Below are 22,156 nucleotides of genomic sequence, written 5' to 3'. Positions count from 1 at the left end.
GACCAGCGTCAGCGGCTGCCGTACTCAACCTGGTTCAGCAAGGACGAGTCGGCGTTTCCGGTGCGATCGATGTCCGGCCGAGAGTTGTCTGCTGCACCGGCGGTGACTCCGAATACGACGCCGGCACCCAGTACGGCTCCGACGACGGCGGCAATGACACCCGGGACAGCGAACTTCATCTCGGTTCTCCAGTCAGTCGGCTCAGTGAAGCAGTGGGCGAGGTTGTCCCCCACGCGGGCATCACGGTATCACCTGCACCCTGTGAACCGGCCGGTGGACGCGTTACTTTCCGGGAGGAACGATCAGCACGGGTCGATGACTGTGCCGCAGCACGTGCTCGGCCACCGAGCTCTGCAGTAGGGCACGCAGCCCCGTGGTGCCCCTGGTGCCGGTGACGATGATGTCGACGTTCATCTCGTCGGCCTTCTCCACGATCGCGCTCCAGATGGCGGTGGTGCATTCGGTGCACTGGCCTTCCACCTTCAGGCCTGCGGCCTCGGCCAGGGCGACGCCCTCGCTGTTGGTGACCTTCGCATCGGTGAGAGCGACGTCCTCGGCCTCGTCGTCCGGCACCCACTCGGGCTGCATGACACCCGACAGACCCGACATCCGCGCTGCTTGACGCACCATCGGTTCCCAGGCCGTGACGACGATCGCGCGAGAGGTGGTGAGAAACCGTCCCGCATAGTCGATGGCTCGTTTGGCGTTGTCGGAACCGTCGTAGGCAATGAGTATGAGGTCAGCAGTCATGGTGGTGATTCTCCTCATGTCGCTTTCGTCCAGATTACCCCGCCCCCGCCCCGGATCGATGTGGGTTTCGGTCGCTCGGAGTGCAACAAAGTCGCAATGATCCCAACCGGAGGGCGGTCAGCAACACGCAACTTCTCGGCTACCGTCGTATTCCATGCGACTTCGGTTTTCGGTTCGGTCCGCTGCAGCAGTGACGGTCGGGGTGGGGTTGCTCGTCTCGTGTTCCAGTGAATCGTCGCAGGTGGCCTCGACGCAGTCGGCTCCGTCCTCGACGACGACCGCTCCGCAGACGACGGTCCCGCAGTCGACGCCTCCGCCGGCCGACGCGTGTGTCACCTTCGTCGACGGTCTGACCGAGCGGCAACGTCTCGCTCAATTGCTCACCGTGGGCGTCACCGGAACGCAGGACGCGATTCGGATCATGTCCACCGAGCAGGTGGGCGGGATCTTCGTCGGCAGCTGGACCGACGAGTCGATGCTCGGTAACCGTGAGGTTCCGCAGGTGCTCGACGCGTCCGCGGTGGCACCGATGGTGACGATCGACGAAGAAGGCGGACGCGTGTCGCGGGTTGCCGATCTGTTGGGTGCGGCACCGTCGGCGCGGGAACTGGCGCAGACGATGTCGGTGGACGAGGCGTATCAGGAGGCCTTGACGCGAGGCCGGGGACTGAAGGATCTCGGCGTCACCGTCGACTTCGCGCCGGTTGTCGACGTCAGTGCTCAGCCCGATGATTCCGTCATCGGCGACCGCTCGTTCTCCGACGATCCGCAGGTCGTCATCGAGTACGCGGGGGCGTACGCGAAGGGGTTGAAGGATGCGGGTGTCGAGCCGGTCATCAAGCACTTTCCCGGGCACGGCTCGGGTTCGGGTGACTCGCACACCGGGGCCGTCACCACGCCGCCGCTCGACGAGCTGAAAGCCAAGGATCTGCTGCCGTTCGCCGCGCTCGACACCACCGGAGTGGGCGTCATGGTCGGCCACCTCGACGTGCCAGGACTGACCGACCCCGGTGTTCCCGCCAGCATCAGCCCTGCGGCCATGGCGTTGCTTCGTGACGGCGCCGGATACGGAGCGAAGCCCTTCGACGGGCCGATCTTCACCGACGACCTCAGTGGCATGGCAGCGATCACGGCGCGGCTCGGGATCGTCGACGCGGTCGAGTCGGCGTTGGTTGCCGGAGCCGACGTGGCGTTGTGGCTGACCACCGATCAGGTGCCGGCGGTGTTGGACAATCTGGAGGACGCAGTGGCGACGGGGCGCCTTCCCGCAGCCCAGGTGGACGAGGCGGCGGCGACGGTTGCCCGGTTCAAAGGGGCGTGCGGAGCCTGATCGGTCGTCGCTCGACCTTACTGTGGAGTAACGTCTAGTGCTTCGTACGTATTGGAGGATCCATGGCTGGCGGCACCAAGAGACTGCCCCGCGCCGTCCGCGAGCAGCAGATGCTCGATGCGGCAGTGGATGTGTTCTCCGACAACGGGTTTCACGAGACATCGATGGATTCGATCGCCAAGAAGGCGGCCATCTCCAAGCCGATGCTCTATCTGTACTACGGCTCGAAGGACGAGCTGTTCGCTGCGTGCATCCATCGTGAGGGCCTCAAGTTCGTCGAGGCCCTGACGCCCGCTGCAGACCCGACCCTGACGCCGCGCGAACAACTGCGCCGCGCGCTGGTCGGTTTTCTCGGCTTCGTCGGCGAGAACCGAAAGTCGTGGATGGTGCTCTACCGCCAGGCGATCGGTCAGCAGGCTTTTGCCTCGCAGGTGCAGAGCAGCCGAGACCGGTTGATCGAGCTGACCGCAGGTCTGCTGGCGATGAGTACCCGAGACCCGGAACAGTCACAGAACTTCGGGCTGATGGCCGTGGCGCTGGTCGGGGCCGGTGAGGCCGTGGCCGACCGCGTGGCAGGCGGAGAAATCGAGGTCGACGCCGCAGCGGACCTCCTGGAAAACCTGGCGTGGCGCGGACTCGCCGGCAAGAAAACTGCCACTACCTAGCTGGCCGCCCGGGTCGTTCCGCAGGCTCCACTCCTGCCGCCACCTACACAGCCGAACTCGAAGTTATGGACGGAAATCCGGGGAAATCCGTCCATAACTTCGAGTTCGAGCCAACTCAGCGCAGGGTTCCCGTCAGATGCGGGTAGCCCTTCTTCGGGTTCTTCAGTGACAGGTCCCAGCCGGTGCCGACGGCATCGGCGTAAGCGTTGATCGTCGCGGGCAGGAGGATCGGCTTGCCGAATCGGATGCTGTACTTCACGGCCTCCGGGATACGACCTTCGACCGTCTGCAGTACCGCTGCAGCACTCCACATTCCGTGAGCGATGGTCTTCGGGAAGCCGAAAGCCTTTGCACCGAGCGAGGATACGTGGATCGGGTTGCGGTCTCCCGAGATGGCCGCGTACCGGCTGATGATCCGCTGATCGACGCGCAGGGTGCGGGTCGGGGGCGGCGGCACCTCGTCTGCAGGCGGTGTTTCACGGGGTCCACCCGAGAGCGAGGTCTTCTGCAGGCTCAGGAAGCTCGAGGTCTGCTTCCAGACCAGTTCGCGTCCCACCTTGACCTCGCTGATCAGGTCGACCAGCAAGCCCTTGCGGTGCTCGCGCAGATTCTCCGCGTGCACTCGGATGTCCAGCGGCTCCGATGCCGAGATGCCGCGGAACTGCTCGATGACGTTCTCGGCGTGCACCGAACCGATGGCGGCGAACGGAAAGCCCTTGGACACCATCAGTTTCATCACGGTCGGGAACACGAGCGTGAACGGGTAGGTGATCGGGAGCTGATCGCCGAATCGCAGCCCCGTCGCGCGGCAGTAGCCGGCCAGGTTGTCCTGGTCCACTCGCAGGCCCTTGAGCTCGAACACGGTGCTGGGCACCGTCTTCGACTTGGACCCGAGGAAGGGCAAGGCACCCAGTGCAGCCGAGGTGTAGATCTGGGACGTCTTCGGCTGCTCGGTGAGCGTGACGGTGCTCATGCGCCGAGGAGGCTCTGGCCGCACACGCGCACGACCTGCCCGGTGACGGCGTTGGATGCGGGAGAAGCGAAGTAGGAGACCAACTCCGCGACGTCGACGGTCTCGCCGCCCTGCAGCAGCGAGCTCATGCGCCGTCCGGCCTCGCGGGTGGCGAACGGGATGGCCGCCGTCATCGCGGTCTCGATGAAGCCGGGAGCAACCGCGTTGATGGTGATGTTCTTCTTCGCGAGCACCGGTGCGGAGGCGTGCACCAGGCCGATGACGCCGGCCTTGGAGGTGCCGTAGTTGGTCTGGCCGCGGTTGCCCGCGATACCGGCGATGGAGGAGACGTCGACGACGCGGCCGCCGTCCTTGAGCGCGCCGGATGCCACCAGCTCGTCGGTGATACGCTGCGGCGCAGCGAGATTGACGCCGATGACGGAGTTCCAGCGGGCGTCGTCCATGTTCGCGAGGGTCTTGTCGCGGGTGATGCCGGCGTTGTGCACGATGATGTCGGCACCGCCGTGGCGCTCGAGCAGGTGCTTCGAGAGGACCTGGCCGGCGTCGGGCGAGGTGACGTCGAGGGCCAGCGAGGTACCGCCGACCTTGTTGGCCGTCTGCGAGAGTGCTTCTCCCGCTGCGGGAATGTCCGCGGCGATGACGGTGGCTCCGTCACGGGCGAGAACCTCGGCGATGGTGGCACCGATGCCGCGGGCAGCGCCGGTGACGACGGCGACCTTGCCGGCGAGCGGCTTGTCCCACGAGGCCGGCGCCTGCGAGTCGGCGTCGCCGACGACGATGACCTGGCCGTCGACGAAGGCGGACTTGGCCGACAGCAGGAAGCGCAGGGTGGATTCGAGGCCGGAGAGTCCGGTCGACGCGTTGGGGGAGATGTAGACGAGCTGAGCCGTCGCGCCGCGCTTGACCTCTTTGCCCACGCTGCGGGTGAAGCCTTCGAGGGCGCGCTGCGCGATGTGCTCGTCGACGCTCGACGTTTCTTCGGGGGTGGTGCCGATGACGACGACGCGAGCGGACGGTGCCAGGTTGCGGATGACCGGCTGGAAGAACTTGAAGAGCTGCTCGAGCTCGGCGACGTTACCGATGCCGGTGGCGTCGAACACCAGTCCGCCGTGCTTGTCGTCGTGCGGCTGCGACTGCGGGTAGTCCGAGAGCAGCTCACGCAGCGGCTCGACGAGGCGGCCGTTGCCGCCGATCAGGACCGGTCCGGCCAGTGGCGGCTCGCCTGCCTTGTAGCGGCGCAGCTTCTCGGGCTGCGGCAGGCCGGCCTGCTTGGCGATGAAGGCTCCCGGCGCGGACGCGAGGAACGTTGAGTAGAGATCTGGGGCTCCCTTGGAGGCTGCCACTGTCGTACCTTTCATTCAGCGCTGCTCGCTCTGAGGGCGAGGCGCACGACCGGGTGTCGACAACCAACTTACTCGCCAGTAAGATGAAACTCCACCAGGGCCATTCCCCACATGCTGGGGACGATGTTTGGAGACGTCAGTGACAAGCAAGCAGCTACGACCGGTCGCAATCGTCGGTGGCAACCGCATTCCGTTCGCGCGTTCGGACAAGAAGTACGCGCTGGCGTCCAACCAGGACATGCTCACCGCCACCATCGACGGTCTCGTCGCCCGTTTCGGTCTGCAGGGCGAGCGTCTCGGCCTCGTCGCAGCCGGTGCCGTGCTCAAGCACTCCCGGGACTTCAACCTCACCCGTGAGGTCGTGCTCGGCAGCGCGCTGAGCCCGTACACCCCGGCCTTCGACATCCAGCAGGCCTGCGGAACCGGTCTGCAGTCGATCATCGCCGTCGGCGACGCCATCGCCTCGGGCCGGATCGACGCCGGTATCGGCGGCGGCGTGGACACGACGTCCGACGCTCCGATCGGCGTCAACGACGAACTGCGCGAGTTCCTGCTCTCGCTCAACCGGGCGAAGAGCACCACCGCTCGCCTCAAGCTGCTCGGCAACGTTCGTCCCGGCATGCTCGGCATCGAGATCCCCCGCAACGGTGAGCCGCGTACCGGCCTGTCGATGGGTGATCACGCCGCCATCACCGCGAAGGAATTCGGCATCCGCCGCGAGGACCAGGACGAACTGGCCGCAGCGAGCCACCACAACATGGCGGCCGCATACGACCGTGGATTCTTCGACGACCTGGTGACGCCGTTCCTCGGCCTGACCCGCGACGACAACCTGCGTCCGGGATCGACCGTCGAGAAGCTGTCCACCCTCAAGCCGGTCTTCGGAACCAAGCTGGGCGACGCCACCATGACGGCCGGCAACTCGACTCCGCTGACCGACGGCGCGTCGGCTGCGCTGCTGTCGAGCGACGAATGGGCTGCCGAGCGCAACCTGCCGGTGTTGGCGCACCTCGTGGATTCCGAGACCGCCGCGGTCGATTACATCCACGGCAACGGATCGTTCAAGGACGGCCTGCTGATGGCCCCGACGTACGCGATTCCGCGTCTGCTCGCCCGCAACGGTCTGACGTTGCAGGACTTCGACTACTACGAGATCCACGAAGCGTTCGCCTCGGTGGTGCTCGCGACGCTGCAGGCGTTCGAGAGCGACGCGTACTGCAAGGAGCGTCTGGGACTCGACGGTGCGCTCGGTTCCATCGACCGCAGCAAGCTCAACGTCAACGGATCCTCGCTCGCCGCGGGCCATCCGTTCGCCGCGACCGGTGGACGCATCGTCGCATCGCTGGCGAAGATGCTGGCCGAAAAGGGTTCGGGTCGCGGCCTGATCTCGATCTGCGCGGCCGGTGGCCAGGGCGTCACCGCCATCATCGAGCGCTGATCACCGCAGCTTCGGCTGCTCCCCGATACGGGGACACGATCTGGGGGTCACAGGGTCGGCGGATCCGGCAAACGAGGGGTTTTCGGATCTGCTGATCACAACGTCGAAAAGGCACGCAGAGCTCGCTCTGCGTGCCTTTTCGTGTCCGATCAGCCGGGTATACCGCTTTCCGGCGGAGTCGATTCGTCCCCGGTGTATTCCTCCACTGCCGAGTCTCCGATGTCGGTCTGCAACACCGGAGTCAGGTACTCGGGTACACCTCCGCGGATCTGGAAGACACTGGCTCCGGAGATTCCGAGGTGGCTTTCGTCGGAGTATCGGAACGGGGCCAACTGCGGGCCCTGGAAGTCCATTCCGCCGTCCTGGATTGCGGAGACGATGCCCTCACGGGTGGGATTCTCGCCTGCCGCCTGAAGAGCCTGCACGAACGCGTAGGCCTGGCTGAGTCCGTAGATGCGGTAGTTGGTCAGTGGGTCACCTGTTCCGTTCTGAGCCCAGACCTTCTGCCACAGTTGCGTCCATGGATTCTCGGGGGAGTCGACGCCGGGGATGTATTCGAGCGAAATCATGCCTTCGAGGGACTGGGCACCGTTGGTGACCGCGCCCTGGGAGAAGCGTCCGAGCAGAGAACCGACCAGGTCGACGTCGGAGCCGATCGAACTGTAGAACCACTCGGGATCGTAGTTGAGCCGCGTCGCGGTCAGTTGGCTCAGTGCGGTGTACGACGGGACGTTGAAGCCGAGCACGAGGTCGGCTCCGGCACCCTGCAGGGCGGCGATCTGTGGTGCGACATCGGTGTTACCGGAGGTATAGCGCACGACCTCGACGATCTGGTCGTCCAGGTATTGGCGTACCGCGGCTTCGCTGTCCCTGCCGAGATCGTCGTCCTGGAGGAACAGCCCGACCTTGGCGTCGGGCCGGTTCTTCGTCACCCAGTCGCCGATGATCTTGCCCTCGACCTGGTAGTCGGGCTGCCAGCCGAAGGTATTCGGGTACTTCTCCGGGTCGTTGCCCCACATGATCGCGCCGGAGGAGACGAAAAGATCCGGCACACCCTCCTCGTTCAGGAAGTCGATGACTGCGCTGTGCGTCGCCGTGCCGAGTCCACCGACGACGGCGAACACTTCGTCCTGGAGGACGAGTTCGTTGACGACCTGGGTGGTGGTCGTCGGATCGTAGGAGTCGTCACGAACGACGTACTCGATCTGCCTGCCGTTGACGCCGCCCGCGGCATTGACGTAGTCGAAGTAAGCCTTTGCGCCCGTGGGTATTTCGCTGTACCCGGGTGCGGCGACCCCGGTCAGGGGGAAGTGGGCTCCGATCTTCACCGAGGTGTCGGTGATGCCGATTGTCGAGCCTTCCGAGGATTCTGTTGCCTCGTCTCTACCGCCTGCACCGCACGCTGCGGCCAACGAGACGACGGCGACGAGTGCGGTCGTTCTGACCGCCACCGATCCGAACTTCTTCATTTCATCTCTTTTCTGGTTGAACGCAACCTTCGAAACGTGCCCACCAGACCCAGTGGGGCGAACAGGATGACCAGGACGGTGAAGATGCCGGTCACCAGTGGTGCGAGTTCGGCGGATTGCAGACTGCTCAGCCCCAGATCGAGTCCGAGGTTGGTGACCACCGGTGGGATGTAGGTGAGCAGCAGCGCCCCGATCAGTGCCCCGGACAGAGTGCCGAGCCCGCCGATGACGACGGCGGAGAGCAATGTCAGGGAGAGCGTCAGCGTGAACCCGCTCGGGGCCGCGATCCGCGCCGACATCGCGAGGACGGCACCTCCGGCACCCGCACATGCGGCGCTGACGACGAACGCCAGGATGCGTGCCCGCCCGAGGTCGATCCCGGACAGCTCGGCGGCTACTTCGTCGTCCCGAACGGCCCGCCAGCGACGGCCGATCCGGCTCGACGAGACGTTCGCCAGCAGGAAGAACACGACGACGAGCAGCACCCAGCTGACGTAGGCGACGAATTTGGTTCCGCTGAGCTCGTTTCCGGTGACGAAGAACATCATGTCGTCGATCAGGTCCGGCACTTTCGGAGCCGGGACGACGAGACCCTGTTCACCGCCGAGGTAGTCCGAGAAGTACAGGGCCAGTCCCGGTACGGCGACGGCCAGCGCCAGCGTCGCGCCGGCCAGGTACGGGCCGTGCAGTCGGGCGGCGGCCACTCCCACGACCACGCCCACCAGGGCAGAGATCACGGTGGCGGCCAGCAGTACGAGGGGCACCGACCATCCGGAATCGTTGGCCCGCAGCATCAATGCCGCGGTGTACGCACCGACGGCCATGAACGCACCGTGCCCGAGCGAGAGCTGCCCGCTCAGACCGGTCAGCACGGTCAATCCGCCGGCTGCGATCGCCAGGTACGCGACCGCCGTCAGCTGACTCTGACGGAAAGTGCTCAGTGATTCGAGCGCCAGCACGATGACGACGAGTCCGATAACAGCGCAGAGGAAGTGGCGTCGTACCGGGGTGGCCGTGATTCGAGTGAGAGTTGCGTTCACGTCATACCCTCCTGGCTGCTGCGCTGGCGAACAACCCGCTCGGGCGGACGAGGAGAACGACGATCAGAATGATCAACGCCGCGCTCGACACGAGGTCCTGGCCGAGGTAGCCGCTGACGAAACTGAGCCCGACGCCCATCAGCAGGCCTCCGACCACTGCGCCTGCCGGGCTGTCGAGACCGCCGAGAACGGCTGCGACGAAACCGAAGACGACGATCGAGTCCATGTACCCGGGGTGCACCAGCGAGCCGCCGGCGATGAGCAGCCCGGCCAGCGATCCGACGACTGCGGCCAAAGCCCAACCGAGCGTGAGCATTCGACTCACCCGGACTCCGAGCAGCTTGGCCACCTCCTGCTCGAATGCGCTGGCGCGCATTTTCAGACCCAGATCGGTGAACCGGAACAGCAGAATCAGCAAGCCCAGGACCACGAGAACGGCGACGATCTTGAACACGTCGTATCCGGTGAGGGCCACGTTGATGTCCCCGACCTTCTGGCCGGTGAGACCGAACGGTGCTGGGAAAGAACGAAATTGGTTCCCGAAGATGATGGCCGCAACCGCGTGGATGATGATGAACAACCCGAGCGTCAGAATCACCGGGTTGATGTGCGAGGAGCTGTCGACGAACCGAATGACGAGTCGTTCGATCAACGCTCCCAACAACAGTCCGCTGAGCAGCGCGACTCCGAAGCCCAACCAGTACGAGTAACCGGCGTCGATGACGACCAGTGCGACGTACGTGGTGATCATAGCCATCGGTGCCTGGGCGAAATTGACGATGCGGGTCGATCGCCAGATGAGGACGAGAGCGAGGGCGAACGCGGCATAGACCATGCCTGTCGTCACGCCGTTGATGAGGATGGTGAGCAGTTGTTGCACTGTGGCTGGCGTCCTTTCGGCTTGCTCTAGAACCCGAGATAGGCGTGTCGGAGGGCGTCGTCCCCGGCCAAGGTGTCGGCCGGGCCTTCCACCGCGACCTTGCCCAGATCGAGGACGACGGCATGTTCGGCGATGGACAGTGCACTGCGCGCGTTCTGTTCGACGAGCACGACGGTCATCGATTCGGAATCGACGAGTGCGCGCAGCGTTTCGAAGATCTGTGCGGCGACTTTCGGTGCCAACCCGAGCGACGGTTCGTCGAGGAGGAGAACCGACGGTGTTGCCATCAGTGCTCGACCGATCACCAGCATCTGCCGTTCTCCGCCCGACAGCGTGTGCGCCGACGAGGTTCGGCGTCCGGTCAGCGGCGGGAACATGTCGTAGATTCGATCGAGGGTCACGGCGTCGTGACTTCTGTTGCGTCCCAACGCACCGAGGCGAAGGTTCTCGTCGACGGTCAATTCGGCTATCACGCCCCGGCCTTCGGGCACGTGTGCAAGCCCTTTACGGGACATGCGATCCGGAGGTATGCCGACGATGTCGACGCCGGCGAGCTCGATACGTCCCGACGTCGGCTTCAGGAGGCCGGAGACAGTGCGCAGCAGCGTGGTCTTTCCGGCACCGTTCGCTCCGAGTACGGCGGTGATCGTGCCCGCGGTGACGGTCATCGACACCGAATCGAGGGCGGTGACCGGCCCGTAGTGCACAGTGAGGTCGGTGATTTTCAGGTGTGTCGCGTCAGTTGTCATGTGCCACCTCGTTTCCGAGATATGCGGCCAGTACGGCCGGATCCTCGCGAATCTGATCCGGCGTGCCCTGGGCGATGACCTTGCCGAAGTCGAGGACGTAGATCCGGTCACAGACGGTCATGACGAGGTCCATGTGGTGTTCGACGAGCATGACCGATGTTGCCGGTCGGTCCGGCTGGGAATCCTTGTTTACTGATGTGAGAGAGCGGATCTCGTCACCGAGTTCGCTCATTTCGTCGTTGGACAGGCCCGAGGCGGGTTCGTCGAGCAGGATCAACGACGGTTCGCTTACCAGTGCGCGCGCGAGGGCCACGCGTTTGCGCACCGCGTAGGGCAGGCTCGGTGGCAGCCGGTGCGCGTAGCCGTCGATGCGCAGTCGTTCCAGGGTGTTCATCGCGGTCGAGCGGACCGCCGCGTCGTCGGCCGCGCTCGAGGGAAGGCCGAGGAGGCCGCTGAGGATTCCGGTGCGTGCCGTTCGGTCGGCCCCGACCATGACGTTGTCCAGCACGGTCATTCGATCGAACAGTCCCAGTCCCTGCAGCGTTCGGCTCATGCCGAGCCGGGGCAGGTCGTGTGGGCGCAGGCGGCTCAAGGTTTCGCCGTGTCGGCCCAGGGTTCCCGATTGGGGTCGAACGAGACCGCACGCAACGTTGAACAGTGTGGTTTTGCCTGCCCCATTGGGTCCGATGACGCCGAGGACTTCGCCGGGGCGTACCTCGATGGTCACTCCGGAGAGCGCGACGATGCCGCCGAAGGACACGTCGACGTCCGTCATGGTGAGGACCGGATCCATCGTGTCGAGAGAGTTCAAGTGATGCACCTCACAATCTGTTGGGTCCACTATGGGGCGTCCAGCACAACGCGCGGTATGGGCGCTCCGCACAGAATGTTTGGGTGTCTGGGCACCAGTAACGGTCAAATCACCCTGTGATGTGGGCTCTGTGCGCAAAAATGGGCGGATGGCTTCTCCCGGGGTGCGTCGCGCGACGTCGCGATCCGCTGCGCGCGGCGCTGTGAAGCCCTCCGAACAGGAGAAGATTCGCGGTGCGTGGGCCGCGCTGTTGCCGCGGGCGGATGCGATTGCCGACTCGATCACGCTGGCGCTGATAGAGCAGGAACCCGCGTACCTGGCAAGCACCACTCCTGACATCGCCGGCGAAATTCGTCGCAGTACTCGCGCGCATATCAGCCAGGGCCTACGCACGCTGTCCGGTCTTGCGGCCGCGGGCGACAACGCCCGAGAGGTATGGCGTCGCACCGGGAGAGAGCGTGCGCGCCAAGGCATTCCGATGGAGTTGGTGCTGAAGGCGTACACGCTCGGGAGTCGGACGCTGTGGGAAGAGTTGATGCTCGAGCGTGAACAATGCCGGTCCGTGATCGACGAGCATCTCCTGCTCGTCGCCGGCCAGCAGTTGTGGAGAGCGCTGGACAGTCAGTACGAAACTCTCGTCGAGGCGTACCGCCAGGAGAGCGCGCGTATGCAGCAGCGTGATCTCGCCAATGTGCTGGTGATCTTGGACGGTCTCCGGTCGGGCCGAGGCGGTGATCCGGCTTTCGTGATCGAGGCCCGCGCGACCCTCGGCCTTTCGGCTTCACAGCAGATTGCCTGCGTGGTCGGCCCGCTCGACGATCAGGGGTCGCCTCCGCTCCCCGCGCCCGAGGACGCGATGGACCAGATCGGCGCAGTGTCCCACTGGAACACTCGGGACGGGCACCAATTCGCGCTCGTGGCACTCGGGACCGGATCGTGGAGATCGGTCATCGACGCCCTTGCCGCACGGGCGGTCGGTCCCGTCGGTGTCGCGCATTCGCCCGAGGGCGTGGCGTCGTTCGCGGCAGCGTATCGCCTGGCGGCACTGACGGCCGAGACCATCACCGAAGACAGTGGCGTCGCGTTGGCGACGGACCGACTGCCGAGGGTGATCATGGCCGCCGACGATCAGTCGTCGGAACTGTTGGTTCGCCATGCGCTCGGCGCTCTGTTCACGCATCCGGAGCCCCACCGAGAAACGTTGCTCGACACGTTGGCGCACATGCTCGCTTCGGACGGTTCACCCACCAACGCTGCGAAGGCGCTCTACTGCCATCGCAACACCGTCATCTACAGGGTGCGTCGAATCGAGGAATTGACCGAGCGTGACTTGACGGATGCACGCGACCGGCTCCTGCTCACTCTTGCGCTGGTCAGGACGGGACATTGGGCGCGGGCCGTGGAGCAGGACGACGGTTCGACGGCCTACGGTTCATTCAATCGAATGAAATGACGATGGCAATTCCGAACTCGCTGTAACGAGTGGTTGAAGTCTGCATATATTCCGTGTGGCTCCGTACTGCTGCCTGACCCCCGACCCGGCAGCAGTGCGGGGCCTTTTGCGTACGGCGCACGCGAGGGTCTCGGAACGAGCGGTGCTGTGCGGTTTGCGTAAGCTCGTCCGCGGGGTACGCCGCGCAGCAGGCCGGAATATGAATCGACGGTCCTGGAAGGGTCGAATGTGAGCGAGGGCAACAGTAGGTCGGGTGACGCGCCGAAGGGTGCCGAGCCCCGCCCCGACGTACCGCCGTACGACACACCGACCGAGGTGTTCGGGGCCATCCGCGACGACGCCGAGGCGCCGAAGCACGCAGAGCAGCCGGTCTCCGAGGGCCAGGACGCCACGGAATCCGAGGCGAACGATGCCGACTCGAACGATTCCGAGCTGACGCAGGCCGAGGGAACCGAAGCCGATGGCACCGCCGAGGTCGACCGATCCGAGCCGGTTGCCGACCTCGATACCGCCGGTAATTCGGACGTCGACCAGATCGACGAGGCCGAGTCTGCTGCACCCGGCGCGGACGCGCAGCCCGCACCGGTGGCGGACGAATCGCCGACGGTGGCGCAGCCCGTTGTTCTGCCGTCCGCTTCTGACGCCGGGCAACCTCAGCCACCGGCCGAACCTCCCTCTACTACTCCTGAGAACGGTTCGGCGGAGCACGACGGATCCGGGTCCACGCCTCCGTGGAAGAAGATTGCCATCGGTACCGGCGCGGTGGTTGCCGTCCTCGGGCTGCTGTACGCGGCGGACTGGATTGCCTCCAGCGATCGGGTCCCGCGCGGTGTGACCGTCGCCGGCATCGAGGTGGGCGGCAAGAGTCATTCCGACGCCGAGGCCGTACTGCGTGCCGAATTGGGACCTCGGGCGGAGGAGCCGATTCAGGTGGGCATCGACGACCGGCAGGTCGAGGTGTTGCCTGCCGCGGCCGGGCTGGGAGTCGATTGGAACGCGACGCTCGATCGCGCGGGGACGCAGCCCATCAACCCGATCACGCGTCTGACGTCGCTGTTCGGAAGCCGCGAGATCGGCGTCGTCTCGACCACCGACGAGCAGGCACTCTCGGTCGCCATCGACGGCCTGCGAGCGGAGACGGACCGTGCGCCCGTCGAAGGCGACGTCGTCTTCGAAGGTGCCACCCCGGTAGCCGTCGAACCGCTGGCCGGGCGAGTTCTGGACGCCGACGGGACGCGTCGAAATCTGCAGACCGAGTGGTCGACGGGTGCGACCGAGGTCGTTTACGAATCCACCCCTGTCACCGTGACGCAGGATGCGGTCGATCAGGCACTGTCCAACGTCGCGGCGCCCGCGGTCTCGGAGCCGGTGGTCATCGAAGGCCGACAGAACGTCGATGCGACGTTGCCGGTGGACCGTGTGGGTGAGGTGCTGCGCTTCGACCCGGACGGGCAGGGCGGCCTCACGCCGATCTACGACACCGCTATCGCCACCGGCATTCTTGCTCCGCAACTGGTCCGCACCGAAGTTCCTCCCAAGGACGCGTCGTTCACGTTCTCCGGCGGAGCTCCCACCGTCGTTCCCGGAGTGATGGGTGAGCTGGTCGAGTGGAACAAGACCCTCGAGCAGCTTCCCGCCCTGCTGGCTGCGGACGGTCCGCGCTCGACCGAGGCCGTCTACGAACCGGCACCGCCTGCCCTGACCACCGAAGCGGCTGAGAATCTCGGCGTGCGAGAGGTGGTCGCGGAGTACACGACCGGAGGTTTCGAGTACGCGTCGGGCGTGAACATCGGGCTCACCGCGCAGATCGTCAACGGCGCGCTGGTCAAGCCGAAGGAGACGTTCTCGCTCAACGGGTACACCGGTCCGCGCGGGACCGCTCAGGGCTTCGTCGAATCGGGAATCATCGACAACGGTCGACCCGATCGTGCCGTCGGCGGCGGCATCAGCCAATTCGCGACGACTCTGTACAACGCGTCGTACTTCGCGGGCATGGAAGACACCGACCACACCGAGCACAGCTACTACATCAGTCGATACCCCGAGGCCCGGGAGGCGACGGTCTTCGAAGGTGCCATCGACCTGAAGTTCACCAACCCCAACGACACCGGCGTGGTGATCGAGTCGTTCGCGGATTCGTCCAGCGTCACCGTCCGGCTGTGGGGCACCAAAACCGTCGACGTCGAATCGATCACCGGGCCCCGGACGCGGCCCACCTCGCCGAACACCGTGACATTGCCGGCCGGTGCCGGCTGCGTCGCATCCGGCGGGGGACCGGGATTCACCGCCAGTGACACCCGGGTGATCAGCGACGCCGCGTCGGGCAGGGAGATCTCGCGCAACACCAGAACCGTGAAATACGACCCCATCCCGATCGTCAAGTGCGTCCAGCCCGATCGTCCGGCCCCCGAACCCGACGATCCCCCGCGCCCGAACGACGACGAGTGACGTCCTGTGCTCGACGTGTCACTTCGAATCACGCGGATTCGGACTGTGGCGTCGACGCTCGATCGGGTGTTTGCTGGATGTAGACGTATGCCCGGAACGAATGCCGCCGCGACGAGGTTGCAACAGTAGAGGTGCGCTCGGCACCGCACGATCGAAAGGGAGCATCCTCCATGACGCTCACACGCACCGTCCTCGATCAACAGACACTTCGTGAGGCGTACGCGCAGTTCCCCAGTGGCGTCGTGGCAATCGCTGCGAAAATCGACGGTGTCCTGGTGGGCTTGGCGGCCAGTAGCTTCGTGTCGGTGTCGATCGATCCGCCGTTGGTAGCGGTGTGCATCCAGAACACGTCGACCACGTGGCCGAAGCTGGAAGTTGCGCCGAACATCGGCGTCAGCGTGCTCGGGGAAGCGCACAACGATGCCGTCCGCACTCTGGCTGCGAAGACCGGTGACCGCTTCGCCGGTCTCGACCTCACCGTCACCGACGGAGGCGCGGCCTTCATCGTCGGTGCCACCGCCTGGCTCGACACCACCGTCGAGCAACAAATTCCAGCGGGCGATCACGCAATAGTGTTGCTACGCATCCATTCCCTCGAAGTGCAGAGTGAAGTCAATCCAATCGTGTTCCACGGCAGCAAGTTCCGCAAACTGCAGCAGTAGTCTCGCTTCGACTTGGTTCGGCCCCCTTCAGCTGTTCGGCCCGCCCACGGGTTCGGCCCTGTCCGCCCACCTTCGGCCTGTTCGGTTCGCCCACCGGTTCGGCCCTGTCCGCCCACCTTCGGCCTGTTCGGTTCGCCCTCCGGTTTTCGCAAACGCGCGCGCACTTGCTGAACGCGCGCGAAATAGTGGCCCAATCGTGGGCAATCCTGCGCGCACCTGACAAATGCGCGCGCGTTTGTTAGGTCGGTCTCGTGAAGTCGGCCAGCGACGCTTTGCCGAGCCGGTTCTCCTGGTGGTGCAGCTGCGCTTCGCTCGGTGCGGCCTCGTTTGCTCGTCCACCTGTTTCGGCTCCGTCTGCTTCGCAAACGCGCGCGCACGTGCTGAACGCGCGCGAAATAGTGGCCGAATAGTCGACAATTCTGCGCGCACCTGACAAATGCGCGCGCGTTTGCGGGACTGACAGCTAGGCGAACTGGTACGCCGGTACCTGTATTCATCCACAAGCCTGGAGTTGTGCACAGTCGTCAGCTTTCGAGCTCGACTCCGTCGACGCATGGCCGAGACTCGGAGCATGAAGGACGACCGAATGATTCGACGCTCCGAGGCGCTGGCAGACGGGAGCGCCGATCACGAGTTGCGCGCAATGTATGAGCGGGGTGGCTGGGAGCGCTTTGTGAATGGCGTCTACGTTCCGTCGTCGAGATTGGCCGGGCTGACAGAACAGGAGCGGCACAGACTGTTGATCGATGCGATTTTGCCGATCTTGTCCGGTGGTTACGTCGTCAGTCACCGTTCGGCTGCACTACTGCACGGATTACCCTTACCCACTGGCGGATTGGACAAGGTTCACGTCACCCGACACCGCCGCGGCGGCGGTCGTACGAATACGGCTTTGACCGTGCACTGTGCACCGTCCTTATCGAGCGTGACGGTCGACGGTGTCTCGGTGACCTCGCTGGCTCGGACAGTGGTCGACCTTGCTCGAACCGAGACGCTGCTGTCTGCGGTAATCGCAGGTGACGTGGCGTTGAAGTGCTGTGACGAGAGTGAGCTCGACGCGGAGTTGCAGCGGGCTCGGGGCTGGAAAGGTGTGGCGCAGGCGCGACGAGCCGTGAACCTCATGGACGGGCGCAGTGAAAACCCCGGGGAATCGCAGAGTCGAATCATATTGCGCGAGGCTGGATTCGACGTCGAGTCTCAGGTGGAGATCCTGGATCCAAGTGGGCGATCGGTGGCACGGATCGATTGGATGGTCAATGGCCTCGTCGTGTGCGAGTTCGACGGTAAAGCCAAGTACACCAAGTACTTACGACAGGATGAGAACCCCGGCGACGTGGTGTTCAGGGAGAAGATACGGGAGGACGCGGTGCGCGATCTCGGCTATCCGGTGGTGCGCTGGACCTGGGCGGACCTGGCGAATCCAGCAGAATTGGTGGCTCGCGTTGCCCGAGCTGTAGAACGGGCCGCTGCCCTGCCGCCACCGCGAGGCAGCGTGCGAATTACATCGAGTCGGGAGCAAACGCGCACGCATTTGCCGAACGCGCGCGAAATCGCCTAAGTATTTCGTAGAATTCGCGCGCATCTGACAAACGCGCGCGCGTTTGCGCCAGGGTGGGGGAAGCGTCGCCAGGGCTAGGGGGAAGCGTCTAAGGGGGAGCGTTTACGTGGGTCGGGTTCGGTGACCGTGGCGCGTGAAGTCCATCGGCCCCGGCTAGGTCGCAAACGCGCACGCATTTGCCGAACGCGCGCGAAATCGCCTGAGTATCCCGCAGAATCCGCGCGCATCTGACAAACGCGCGCGCGTTTGCGCCGCTACGCAGGCCGGCAACCGAGGCGAGACCGACGGCCCACAAACAACAACGGCCGCACCCGTGAACAGGTGCGGCCGTCGAAGGTTTCAGGGAATCAGAATGCTGCTTCGTCCAGTTCCATGATGTCGTTGTCGATGTTGGTGAGGATGGCGCGCGTGGCGGTGAGCTGCGGCAGGATGTTCTTGGCGAAGAACGAGGCCACTGCGATCTTGCCCTCGTAGAACGCCTTGTCCTTGCCCTCTGCGCCGTTGTCCAGTGCGGCGATGGCGATTTCGGACTGACGCAGCAGCAGCCAGCCGATGAGCAGGTCGCCGAAGCCCATCAGGAAACGCACCGATGCCAGGCCGACCTTGTACAGCTCGGTGGGCTGGTCCTGTGCGCCCATGAGGTGCTGGGTCATCGAAGTGACGATGGCCTGGACGTCTTCGAGGGCGGTGGCGAGCAGTGCGCGCTCGGCCTTGAGGCGTCCGTTGCCTGCTTCGCTGTCGATGAACGACTTGATCTGTCCGGCAACGTGAGCCAGGGCTACGCCGCGGTCGCGGGCGATCTTTCGGAAGAAGAAGTCCTGCGCCTGGATGGCGGTGGTGCCCTCGTACAGCGAGTCGATCTTGGCGTCGCGGATGTACTGCTCGACGGGGTAGTCCTGCAGGAAGCCGGAGCCACCGAAGGTCTGCAGCGATTCGGCGAGCACCTGATAGGCGATCTCCGAGCCGACGCCCTTGACGATGGGCAGCAGCAGGTCGTTGACGCGGTAGGCGATGTCTTCGTCGGCGTCCGAGACCTGCTTGGCGGTGATCGGGTCCTGGTGTGCGGCGGTGTAGAGGTACACCGCGCGCAGGCCCTCGGAGTACGCCTTCTGCATCATGAGGCTGCGGCGCACGTCGGGGTGGTGCGTGATGGTGACGCGCGGTGCGGTCTTGTCGGTCATCTGCGTCAGGTCGGCGCCCTGGACGCGTTCCTTGGCGTACTCGAGTGCGTTGAGGTAGCCGGTGGAGAGGGTACCGATTGCCTTGGTGCCCACCATCATTCGAGCGTGCTCGATGACGTCGAACATCTGCGCGATGCCCTTGTGGACCTCGCCGACGAGCCAGCCCTTGGCGGGGACGCCGTGGCCACCGAAGGTGAGCTCACAGGTGGCGGAGGCCTTGAGGCCCATCTTGTGCTCGACGCCGGTGACGAAGGCGCCGTTGCGCTCTCCCAGTTCACCCTTCTCGAAGTCGAAGAGGATGGACGGAACGAAGAACAGGCTCAGACCCTTGGTGCCCGGTCCGGCACCTTCGGGGCGTGCGAGCACGAGGTGGAAGATGTTCTCGAAGAGGTCGTCGGAGACGGCCGAGGTGATGAAGCGCTTGACGCCCTCGATGTGCCAGGAGCCGTCGTCCTGCTTGATCGCCTTGGTGCGTCCTGCGCCGACGTCGGATCCGGCGTCGGGCTCGGTGAGGACCATGGTGGCACCCCACTGGCGCTCGACGGCGACCTTGGCCCATTCCTTCTGCTCGTCGGTTCCGTTGTGGTACAGGATGTTTGCGAAGCCGGGGCCTGCGGAGTACATGAAGGCGGCGGGCTGCGAGCCGAGGAGCATCTCGTTGATGCCCCACAAGAGGTTGCGAGGCGCTGCCATGCCGCCGACCTCTTCGTCGAGGCCGACACGCCACCACTCACCGTCGGCGAGGGCCTTGTAGGACTTCTTGAAGGATTCGGGCAGCTTCAGGCTGTGGGTCTCGGGATCGAAGACCGGGGGGTTGCGGTCGGCGTCCGCGAAGGATTCCGCCAGGGGGCCCTCGGCCAGGCGTACTACCTCGCGCAGCATGTCACGGGCTACTTCACCGTCCATGTCGCCGAAGTTGTCGCCCTCGAGGGTCTCGTCGAGTCCGAACAGCTCGAAGAGATTGAATTCGAGGTCCCGGAGGTTGCTCTTGTAATGGCCCATTGCTCGTTCGCTCTCCAGTCGGTGGTGCGGTCTCGTGAGTACCGCCCAAGTTAGCTACTCGTCGGTAACTTAACGGATATTACCCCCGATCGGTTCCGCTGCCAAGGGCGGACCTACTCGCCAGTAATAGAGCGTCGATCGCTGTGCCGCCGGTCACGTCTCGATACCGGTTCTCGGCCGTGGTGACCGTGAGTCGGTCCCCGACGTCCGCCGCCAGATCCTCTGGCGTGTACAGGATCTCGGGCTCCTGTGGACCGCCGACGCCGTCGGTGATGTTCGACGAGTGATGGCCGAGAATCATGAGGATTCCATCAGGTTTCAACGCCGACACCGCAGCCGATACGGCTCGGCGGCGCTCGTCCGGAGGCAAATGGAGGTAGAACATGAGCACCAGGTCATAGTTGGGCTCGGTTGCCAGCTTCGTCACATCGGCGTGTATCCAGGTCAGGCGCTCGCGCACCGAACGCGGGGCCGACTCGGCCACCCGACTCGCCCGCGTCAATGCCACCGACGAGAAGTCGACGGCGTCCACGGTCCAGCCGCGCGTCGCGAGCCAGATGGCGTTGCGACCTTGGCCGGCCGCCAGATCGAGGGCTCGACCGCGCGGGAGCGTCGTCGCGACTTCGACCAAAGTGGCATTCGGAGCCTCGCCGTAGACGAGTTCTCGGCGTTCGTACTTGCGATCCCATTCGGCAGCGTCCACGCCGGAAGCCTAATGGGAACTGCTACAGCGTGGCCCGCAGCAACAGCACGTTGTAGTTCTGGAACACCGTCGCCAAGAAGTAGAGGTCGCGGCCCGTCGAGAACGGGTGGATGTACGGGGCGTAGATCGAGCTGATCTCGCGAGTGTCGACCAGTACCTCGGGCGGGCCCCACGGGCCGACGGGCGATGAAGAGCGCCGCAGCACAATGGAATTGGCGTTGTCGGTGGTCATCATCAGGTACTGGCCCACAGCGGCGTTGTATGCAACCGACAGTTCGCCGACGCCATCGACGATGGGGGCGGCCGCAGCAGGGTCGCCCTTCTTCCACTCCTTACCCGTCCAATATTCGTATTCGCCGAGCCTCGTGATGTCCGCCTCTCTGACGCGAGCGACGTGGCCGAGTGTGGAGCGACCCGGCGGTGTGCCGTACTGGTAGATGTATCCGTTGTCCTTCAGGTAGGCGCTTTGCTGGAAGTTTCGATCTCCGCCGGCGCTCGGCCTGTGGGTCTCGGGTAGTGCGGCCCAGTTCTCTCCGTTGTCGGTCGAGGCGGCGAGGCCGGAGAAGTTGGTGTCCCAGGTACCTGCGGGTCCCCAGTTCTTGACCGACATGAGGTTGAGGTACTGGGTGTCGCCCACGGCGACTCCGGCGGTGGGGATTCGGCTGATTTCGACGAAGGGGATCTCGGGGCTGGGGACGACTTCTTTGGTTTGTCCGACGGCGTCCTTGACGACGCTGTCGAAGTTCATGCCGTCGGCGAGGTTTCGGTCGTTGCTGCGGACGATGGCGTTGCTGCGCCAGGACCAGAGGCTGCCTTGCAGGAGGTTGGGGACGCCGACGCCTGCGGTGTCGCCGAAGGCGGTCAGGACCTCGCCTCGGCCGTTGTCCCACATGATGCCGAGGTCGGTGCCGATCATGTTGACGTTCTGGGTCATGTTCGGGCTCGACATTCCGGTCACCTGGGCGACGGCCTGTGCGCGGCCGTGCAGTTGCGGTAATCCGAATGTTCCGTTCAGACCGGCGATTGGGTTGATTGCGTTGGGGTCGGCTAGGGCCGTTGGGCCTGTGACCAGCATCGATGCCGTCACCGTCAGTGCTGCGACTGTCAAGAGTCTGGATCCCACGCGTGTCAAAACTGCCCCGTTTCATGGTGTTTCCCCGATAACACCTCGGAACCATGGCAGCGGTTTGTTATGGGCAAGTTCAATCAACTCGTAGCCTGTTTCGCGAATCGGGCGAATGCCCCTCGGTGTCGTAATCTGGACACGTGAGTGATCTACCCGATTCCCAGCTGGCGCGGGATCTGTCCGTCAGTGCGATGCGGCTGAATCGGAGACTGCGTCTGCGGCATTCGAGCGACCGGTTGCCGGTGGCTCAGTTGTCGATTCTGACGACGTTGCTTCGTGAGGGCCCGATGACGACCGGTGAACTGGCTTCTCGGGAACGAATCAAGCCGCCGTCGGTGTCGCGGTCGTCGCATCAGTTGGTCGAGGCCGGCCTGATTGTCCATGAGCCGCACCCGACCGACGGCCGGCAGGTGGTGCTGCAGTTGACCGAGGCGGGCGTCGCGACTGCTCGCGACGAAGTGGCGTCTCGCGAAATCGCTCTTGCCGAACAGCTGGACGAGTTGTCGGCTCGGCAGCGGGAAACGTTGGCCGCAGCGTCGGCAATCCTGATCGAATTGGTCGATCGAGTCGATTGA

Annotated in this window: 20 protein-coding genes; 8 read left to right on the top strand and 12 right to left on the bottom strand. The window is 64.8% G+C overall.

What is annotated here, in order from left to right:
• Positions 1-8 precede the first annotated feature (8 nt).
• Both ASH04_RS26280 and ASH04_RS20560 read right to left on the bottom strand, forming a co-directional pair.
• Positions 9-179 (bottom strand): DUF2613 domain-containing protein, encoded by a 171-nt coding sequence (locus tag ASH04_RS26280; protein ID WP_072692026.1) that lies wholly within the window; start codon positions 177-179, stop codon positions 9-11.
• A 103-nt stretch (positions 180-282) separates the two neighbouring features.
• Complete coding sequence (locus tag ASH04_RS20560; protein ID WP_027495380.1) at positions 283-750, bottom strand: universal stress protein; 468 nt, start codon at positions 748-750, stop codon at positions 283-285.
• Positions 751-904: 154 nt separating this feature from the next.
• Between ASH04_RS20560 and ASH04_RS20555 the strand changes: the two genes are divergently transcribed.
• Both ASH04_RS20555 and ASH04_RS20550 read left to right on the top strand, forming a co-directional pair.
• Complete coding sequence (locus ASH04_RS20555) at positions 905-2,080, top strand: glycoside hydrolase family 3 N-terminal domain-containing protein (RefSeq protein ID WP_057474403.1); 1,176 nt, start codon at positions 905-907, stop codon at positions 2,078-2,080.
• Positions 2,081-2,142: 62 nt separating this feature from the next.
• Positions 2,143-2,745, top strand: a complete 603-nt coding sequence (locus ASH04_RS20550; protein WP_027495382.1) for a TetR/AcrR family transcriptional regulator — start codon at positions 2,143-2,145, stop codon at positions 2,743-2,745.
• A 115-nt stretch (positions 2,746-2,860) separates the two neighbouring features.
• Here ASH04_RS20550 and ASH04_RS20545 read toward each other — a convergent pair whose 3' ends face one another.
• Together ASH04_RS20545 and ASH04_RS20540 are read right to left on the bottom strand one after the other, a co-directional pair.
• A complete protein-coding gene (locus ASH04_RS20545; protein ID WP_032367093.1) occupies positions 2,861-3,718 on the bottom strand; it encodes a MaoC/PaaZ C-terminal domain-containing protein in 858 nt (285 codons plus the stop codon).
• Entirely contained in the window at positions 3,715-5,061 is a 1,347-nt protein-coding gene (locus ASH04_RS20540) for a 3-oxoacyl-ACP reductase (RefSeq protein ID WP_032367092.1), read from the bottom strand. Before ASH04_RS20540 ends, ASH04_RS20545 begins: the two co-directional genes overlap by 4 nt.
• A 139-nt stretch (positions 5,062-5,200) precedes the next feature.
• On the opposite strand from ASH04_RS20540, the gene ASH04_RS20535 reads away from it, so the two are divergent.
• Positions 5,201-6,499, top strand: coding sequence for an acetyl-CoA C-acetyltransferase (locus tag ASH04_RS20535; protein ID WP_032367091.1), 1,299 nt, complete (start codon positions 5,201-5,203; stop codon positions 6,497-6,499).
• A 149-nt stretch (positions 6,500-6,648) separates the two neighbouring features.
• Here the strand turns inward: ASH04_RS20535 and ASH04_RS20530 are convergent, their stop codons facing one another.
• From ASH04_RS20530 to ASH04_RS20510, 5 genes are read right to left on the bottom strand one after another with little or no spacing between them, the layout of a single operon-like run.
• Complete coding sequence (locus ASH04_RS20530) at positions 6,649-7,968, bottom strand: ABC transporter substrate-binding protein (RefSeq protein WP_057474402.1); 1,320 nt, start codon at positions 7,966-7,968, stop codon at positions 6,649-6,651.
• On the bottom strand, positions 7,965-9,008 hold the full coding sequence (locus tag ASH04_RS20525; protein ID WP_057474401.1) for a branched-chain amino acid ABC transporter permease: 1,044 nt from the start codon (positions 9,006-9,008) through the stop codon (positions 7,965-7,967). The genes ASH04_RS20530 and ASH04_RS20525 overlap by 4 nt, the downstream gene beginning before the upstream one ends.
• 1 nt (position 9,009) lies before the next feature.
• Positions 9,010-9,888: a branched-chain amino acid ABC transporter permease gene (locus ASH04_RS20520; RefSeq protein WP_027495388.1), complete on the bottom strand. Its 879-nt coding sequence runs from the start codon at positions 9,886-9,888 to the stop codon at positions 9,010-9,012.
• 26 nt (positions 9,889-9,914) lie between these two features.
• Positions 9,915-10,637 carry an ABC transporter ATP-binding protein gene (locus tag ASH04_RS20515; protein WP_027495389.1) on the bottom strand — a complete coding sequence of 241 codons (723 nt, stop codon included), beginning with the start codon at positions 10,635-10,637 and terminating at the stop codon, positions 9,915-9,917.
• Positions 10,627-11,412 carry an ABC transporter ATP-binding protein gene (locus tag ASH04_RS20510; RefSeq protein ID WP_053068714.1) on the bottom strand — a complete coding sequence of 262 codons (786 nt, stop codon included), beginning with the start codon at positions 11,410-11,412 and terminating at the stop codon, positions 10,627-10,629. The genes ASH04_RS20515 and ASH04_RS20510 overlap by 11 nt, the downstream gene beginning before the upstream one ends.
• Before the next feature lie 184 nt (positions 11,413-11,596).
• Between ASH04_RS20510 and ASH04_RS20505 the strand changes: the two genes are divergently transcribed.
• The 4 genes from ASH04_RS20505 (at position 11,597) to ASH04_RS26690 (ending at position 17,569) form a co-directional block, all read left to right on the top strand.
• On the top strand, positions 11,597-12,901 hold the full coding sequence (locus tag ASH04_RS20505) for a PucR family transcriptional regulator (RefSeq protein ID WP_057474400.1): 1,305 nt from the start codon (positions 11,597-11,599) through the stop codon (positions 12,899-12,901).
• 228 nt (positions 12,902-13,129) lie between these two features.
• Complete coding sequence (locus ASH04_RS20500) at positions 13,130-15,349, top strand: VanW family protein (RefSeq protein WP_057474399.1); 2,220 nt, start codon at positions 13,130-13,132, stop codon at positions 15,347-15,349.
• Positions 15,350-15,519: 170 nt separating this feature from the next.
• A complete protein-coding gene (locus tag ASH04_RS20495; RefSeq protein ID WP_027495391.1) occupies positions 15,520-16,011 on the top strand; it encodes a flavin reductase family protein in 492 nt (163 codons plus the stop codon).
• Between the two features lie 967 nt (positions 16,012-16,978).
• Positions 16,979-17,569 carry a hypothetical protein gene (locus ASH04_RS26690; RefSeq protein WP_156394618.1) on the top strand — a complete coding sequence of 197 codons (591 nt, stop codon included), beginning with the start codon at positions 16,979-16,981 and terminating at the stop codon, positions 17,567-17,569.
• 347 nt (positions 17,570-17,916) lie between these two features.
• Here ASH04_RS26690 and ASH04_RS20485 read toward each other — a convergent pair whose 3' ends face one another.
• The 3 genes from ASH04_RS20485 to ASH04_RS20475 all read right to left on the bottom strand — a co-directional run bounded on the left by ASH04_RS20485 (position 17,917) and on the right by ASH04_RS20475 (position 21,530).
• Positions 17,917-19,752, bottom strand: coding sequence for an acyl-CoA dehydrogenase (locus ASH04_RS20485; RefSeq protein WP_027495393.1), 1,836 nt, complete (start codon positions 19,750-19,752; stop codon positions 17,917-17,919).
• A gap of 79 nt (positions 19,753-19,831) precedes the next feature.
• Positions 19,832-20,455 (bottom strand): class I SAM-dependent methyltransferase, encoded by a 624-nt coding sequence (locus tag ASH04_RS20480; RefSeq protein WP_057474397.1) that lies wholly within the window; start codon positions 20,453-20,455, stop codon positions 19,832-19,834.
• Positions 20,456-20,477: 22 nt separating this feature from the next.
• Complete coding sequence (locus tag ASH04_RS20475) at positions 20,478-21,530, bottom strand: DUF4185 domain-containing protein (protein WP_057474619.1); 1,053 nt, start codon at positions 21,528-21,530, stop codon at positions 20,478-20,480.
• A 191-nt stretch (positions 21,531-21,721) separates the two neighbouring features.
• On the opposite strand from ASH04_RS20475, the gene ASH04_RS20470 reads away from it, so the two are divergent.
• Complete coding sequence (locus tag ASH04_RS20470) at positions 21,722-22,156, top strand: MarR family winged helix-turn-helix transcriptional regulator (protein ID WP_057474396.1); 435 nt, start codon at positions 21,722-21,724, stop codon at positions 22,154-22,156.

The sequence above is a fragment of the Rhodococcus sp. Leaf233 genome, assembly GCF_001426165.1.
Taxonomy (GTDB): domain Bacteria; phylum Actinomycetota; class Actinomycetes; order Mycobacteriales; family Mycobacteriaceae; genus Rhodococcoides; species Rhodococcoides fascians.
The sequence above is the reverse complement of the archived record's forward strand: the minus strand, read 5'-3'. Positions and strand labels throughout refer to the sequence as shown.

Bases quoted from the DNA above. Each gene is read 5' to 3' on its own strand.
- ASH04_RS20510 (WP_053068714.1), bottom strand. From the start codon at position 11,412: ATGACGGACGTCGACGTGTCCTTCGGCGGCATCGTCGCGCTCTCCGGA.
- ASH04_RS20555 (WP_057474403.1), top strand. From the start codon at position 905: ATGCGACTTCGGTTTTCGGTTCGGTCCGCTGCAGCAGTGACGGTCGGG.
- ASH04_RS20475 (WP_057474619.1), bottom strand. From the start codon at position 21,530: ATGCTGGTCACAGGCCCAACGGCCCTAGCCGACCCCAACGCAATCAAC.
- ASH04_RS20485 (WP_027495393.1), bottom strand. From the start codon at position 19,752: ATGGGCCATTACAAGAGCAACCTCCGGGACCTCGAATTCAATCTCTTC.
- ASH04_RS20530 (WP_057474402.1), bottom strand. From the start codon at position 7,968: ATGAAGAAGTTCGGATCGGTGGCGGTCAGAACGACCGCACTCGTCGCC.
- ASH04_RS20560 (WP_027495380.1), bottom strand. From the start codon at position 750: ATGACTGCTGACCTCATACTCATTGCCTACGACGGTTCCGACAACGCC.
- ASH04_RS26280 (WP_072692026.1), bottom strand. From the start codon at position 179: ATGAAGTTCGCTGTCCCGGGTGTCATTGCCGCCGTCGTCGGAGCCGTA.
- ASH04_RS20505 (WP_057474400.1), top strand. From the start codon at position 11,597: ATGGCTTCTCCCGGGGTGCGTCGCGCGACGTCGCGATCCGCTGCGCGC.
- ASH04_RS20495 (WP_027495391.1), top strand. From the start codon at position 15,520: ATGACGCTCACACGCACCGTCCTCGATCAACAGACACTTCGTGAGGCG.
- ASH04_RS20515 (WP_027495389.1), bottom strand. From the start codon at position 10,637: ATGACAACTGACGCGACACACCTGAAAATCACCGACCTCACTGTGCAC.
- ASH04_RS20550 (WP_027495382.1), top strand. From the start codon at position 2,143: ATGGCTGGCGGCACCAAGAGACTGCCCCGCGCCGTCCGCGAGCAGCAG.
- ASH04_RS20545 (WP_032367093.1), bottom strand. From the start codon at position 3,718: ATGAGCACCGTCACGCTCACCGAGCAGCCGAAGACGTCCCAGATCTAC.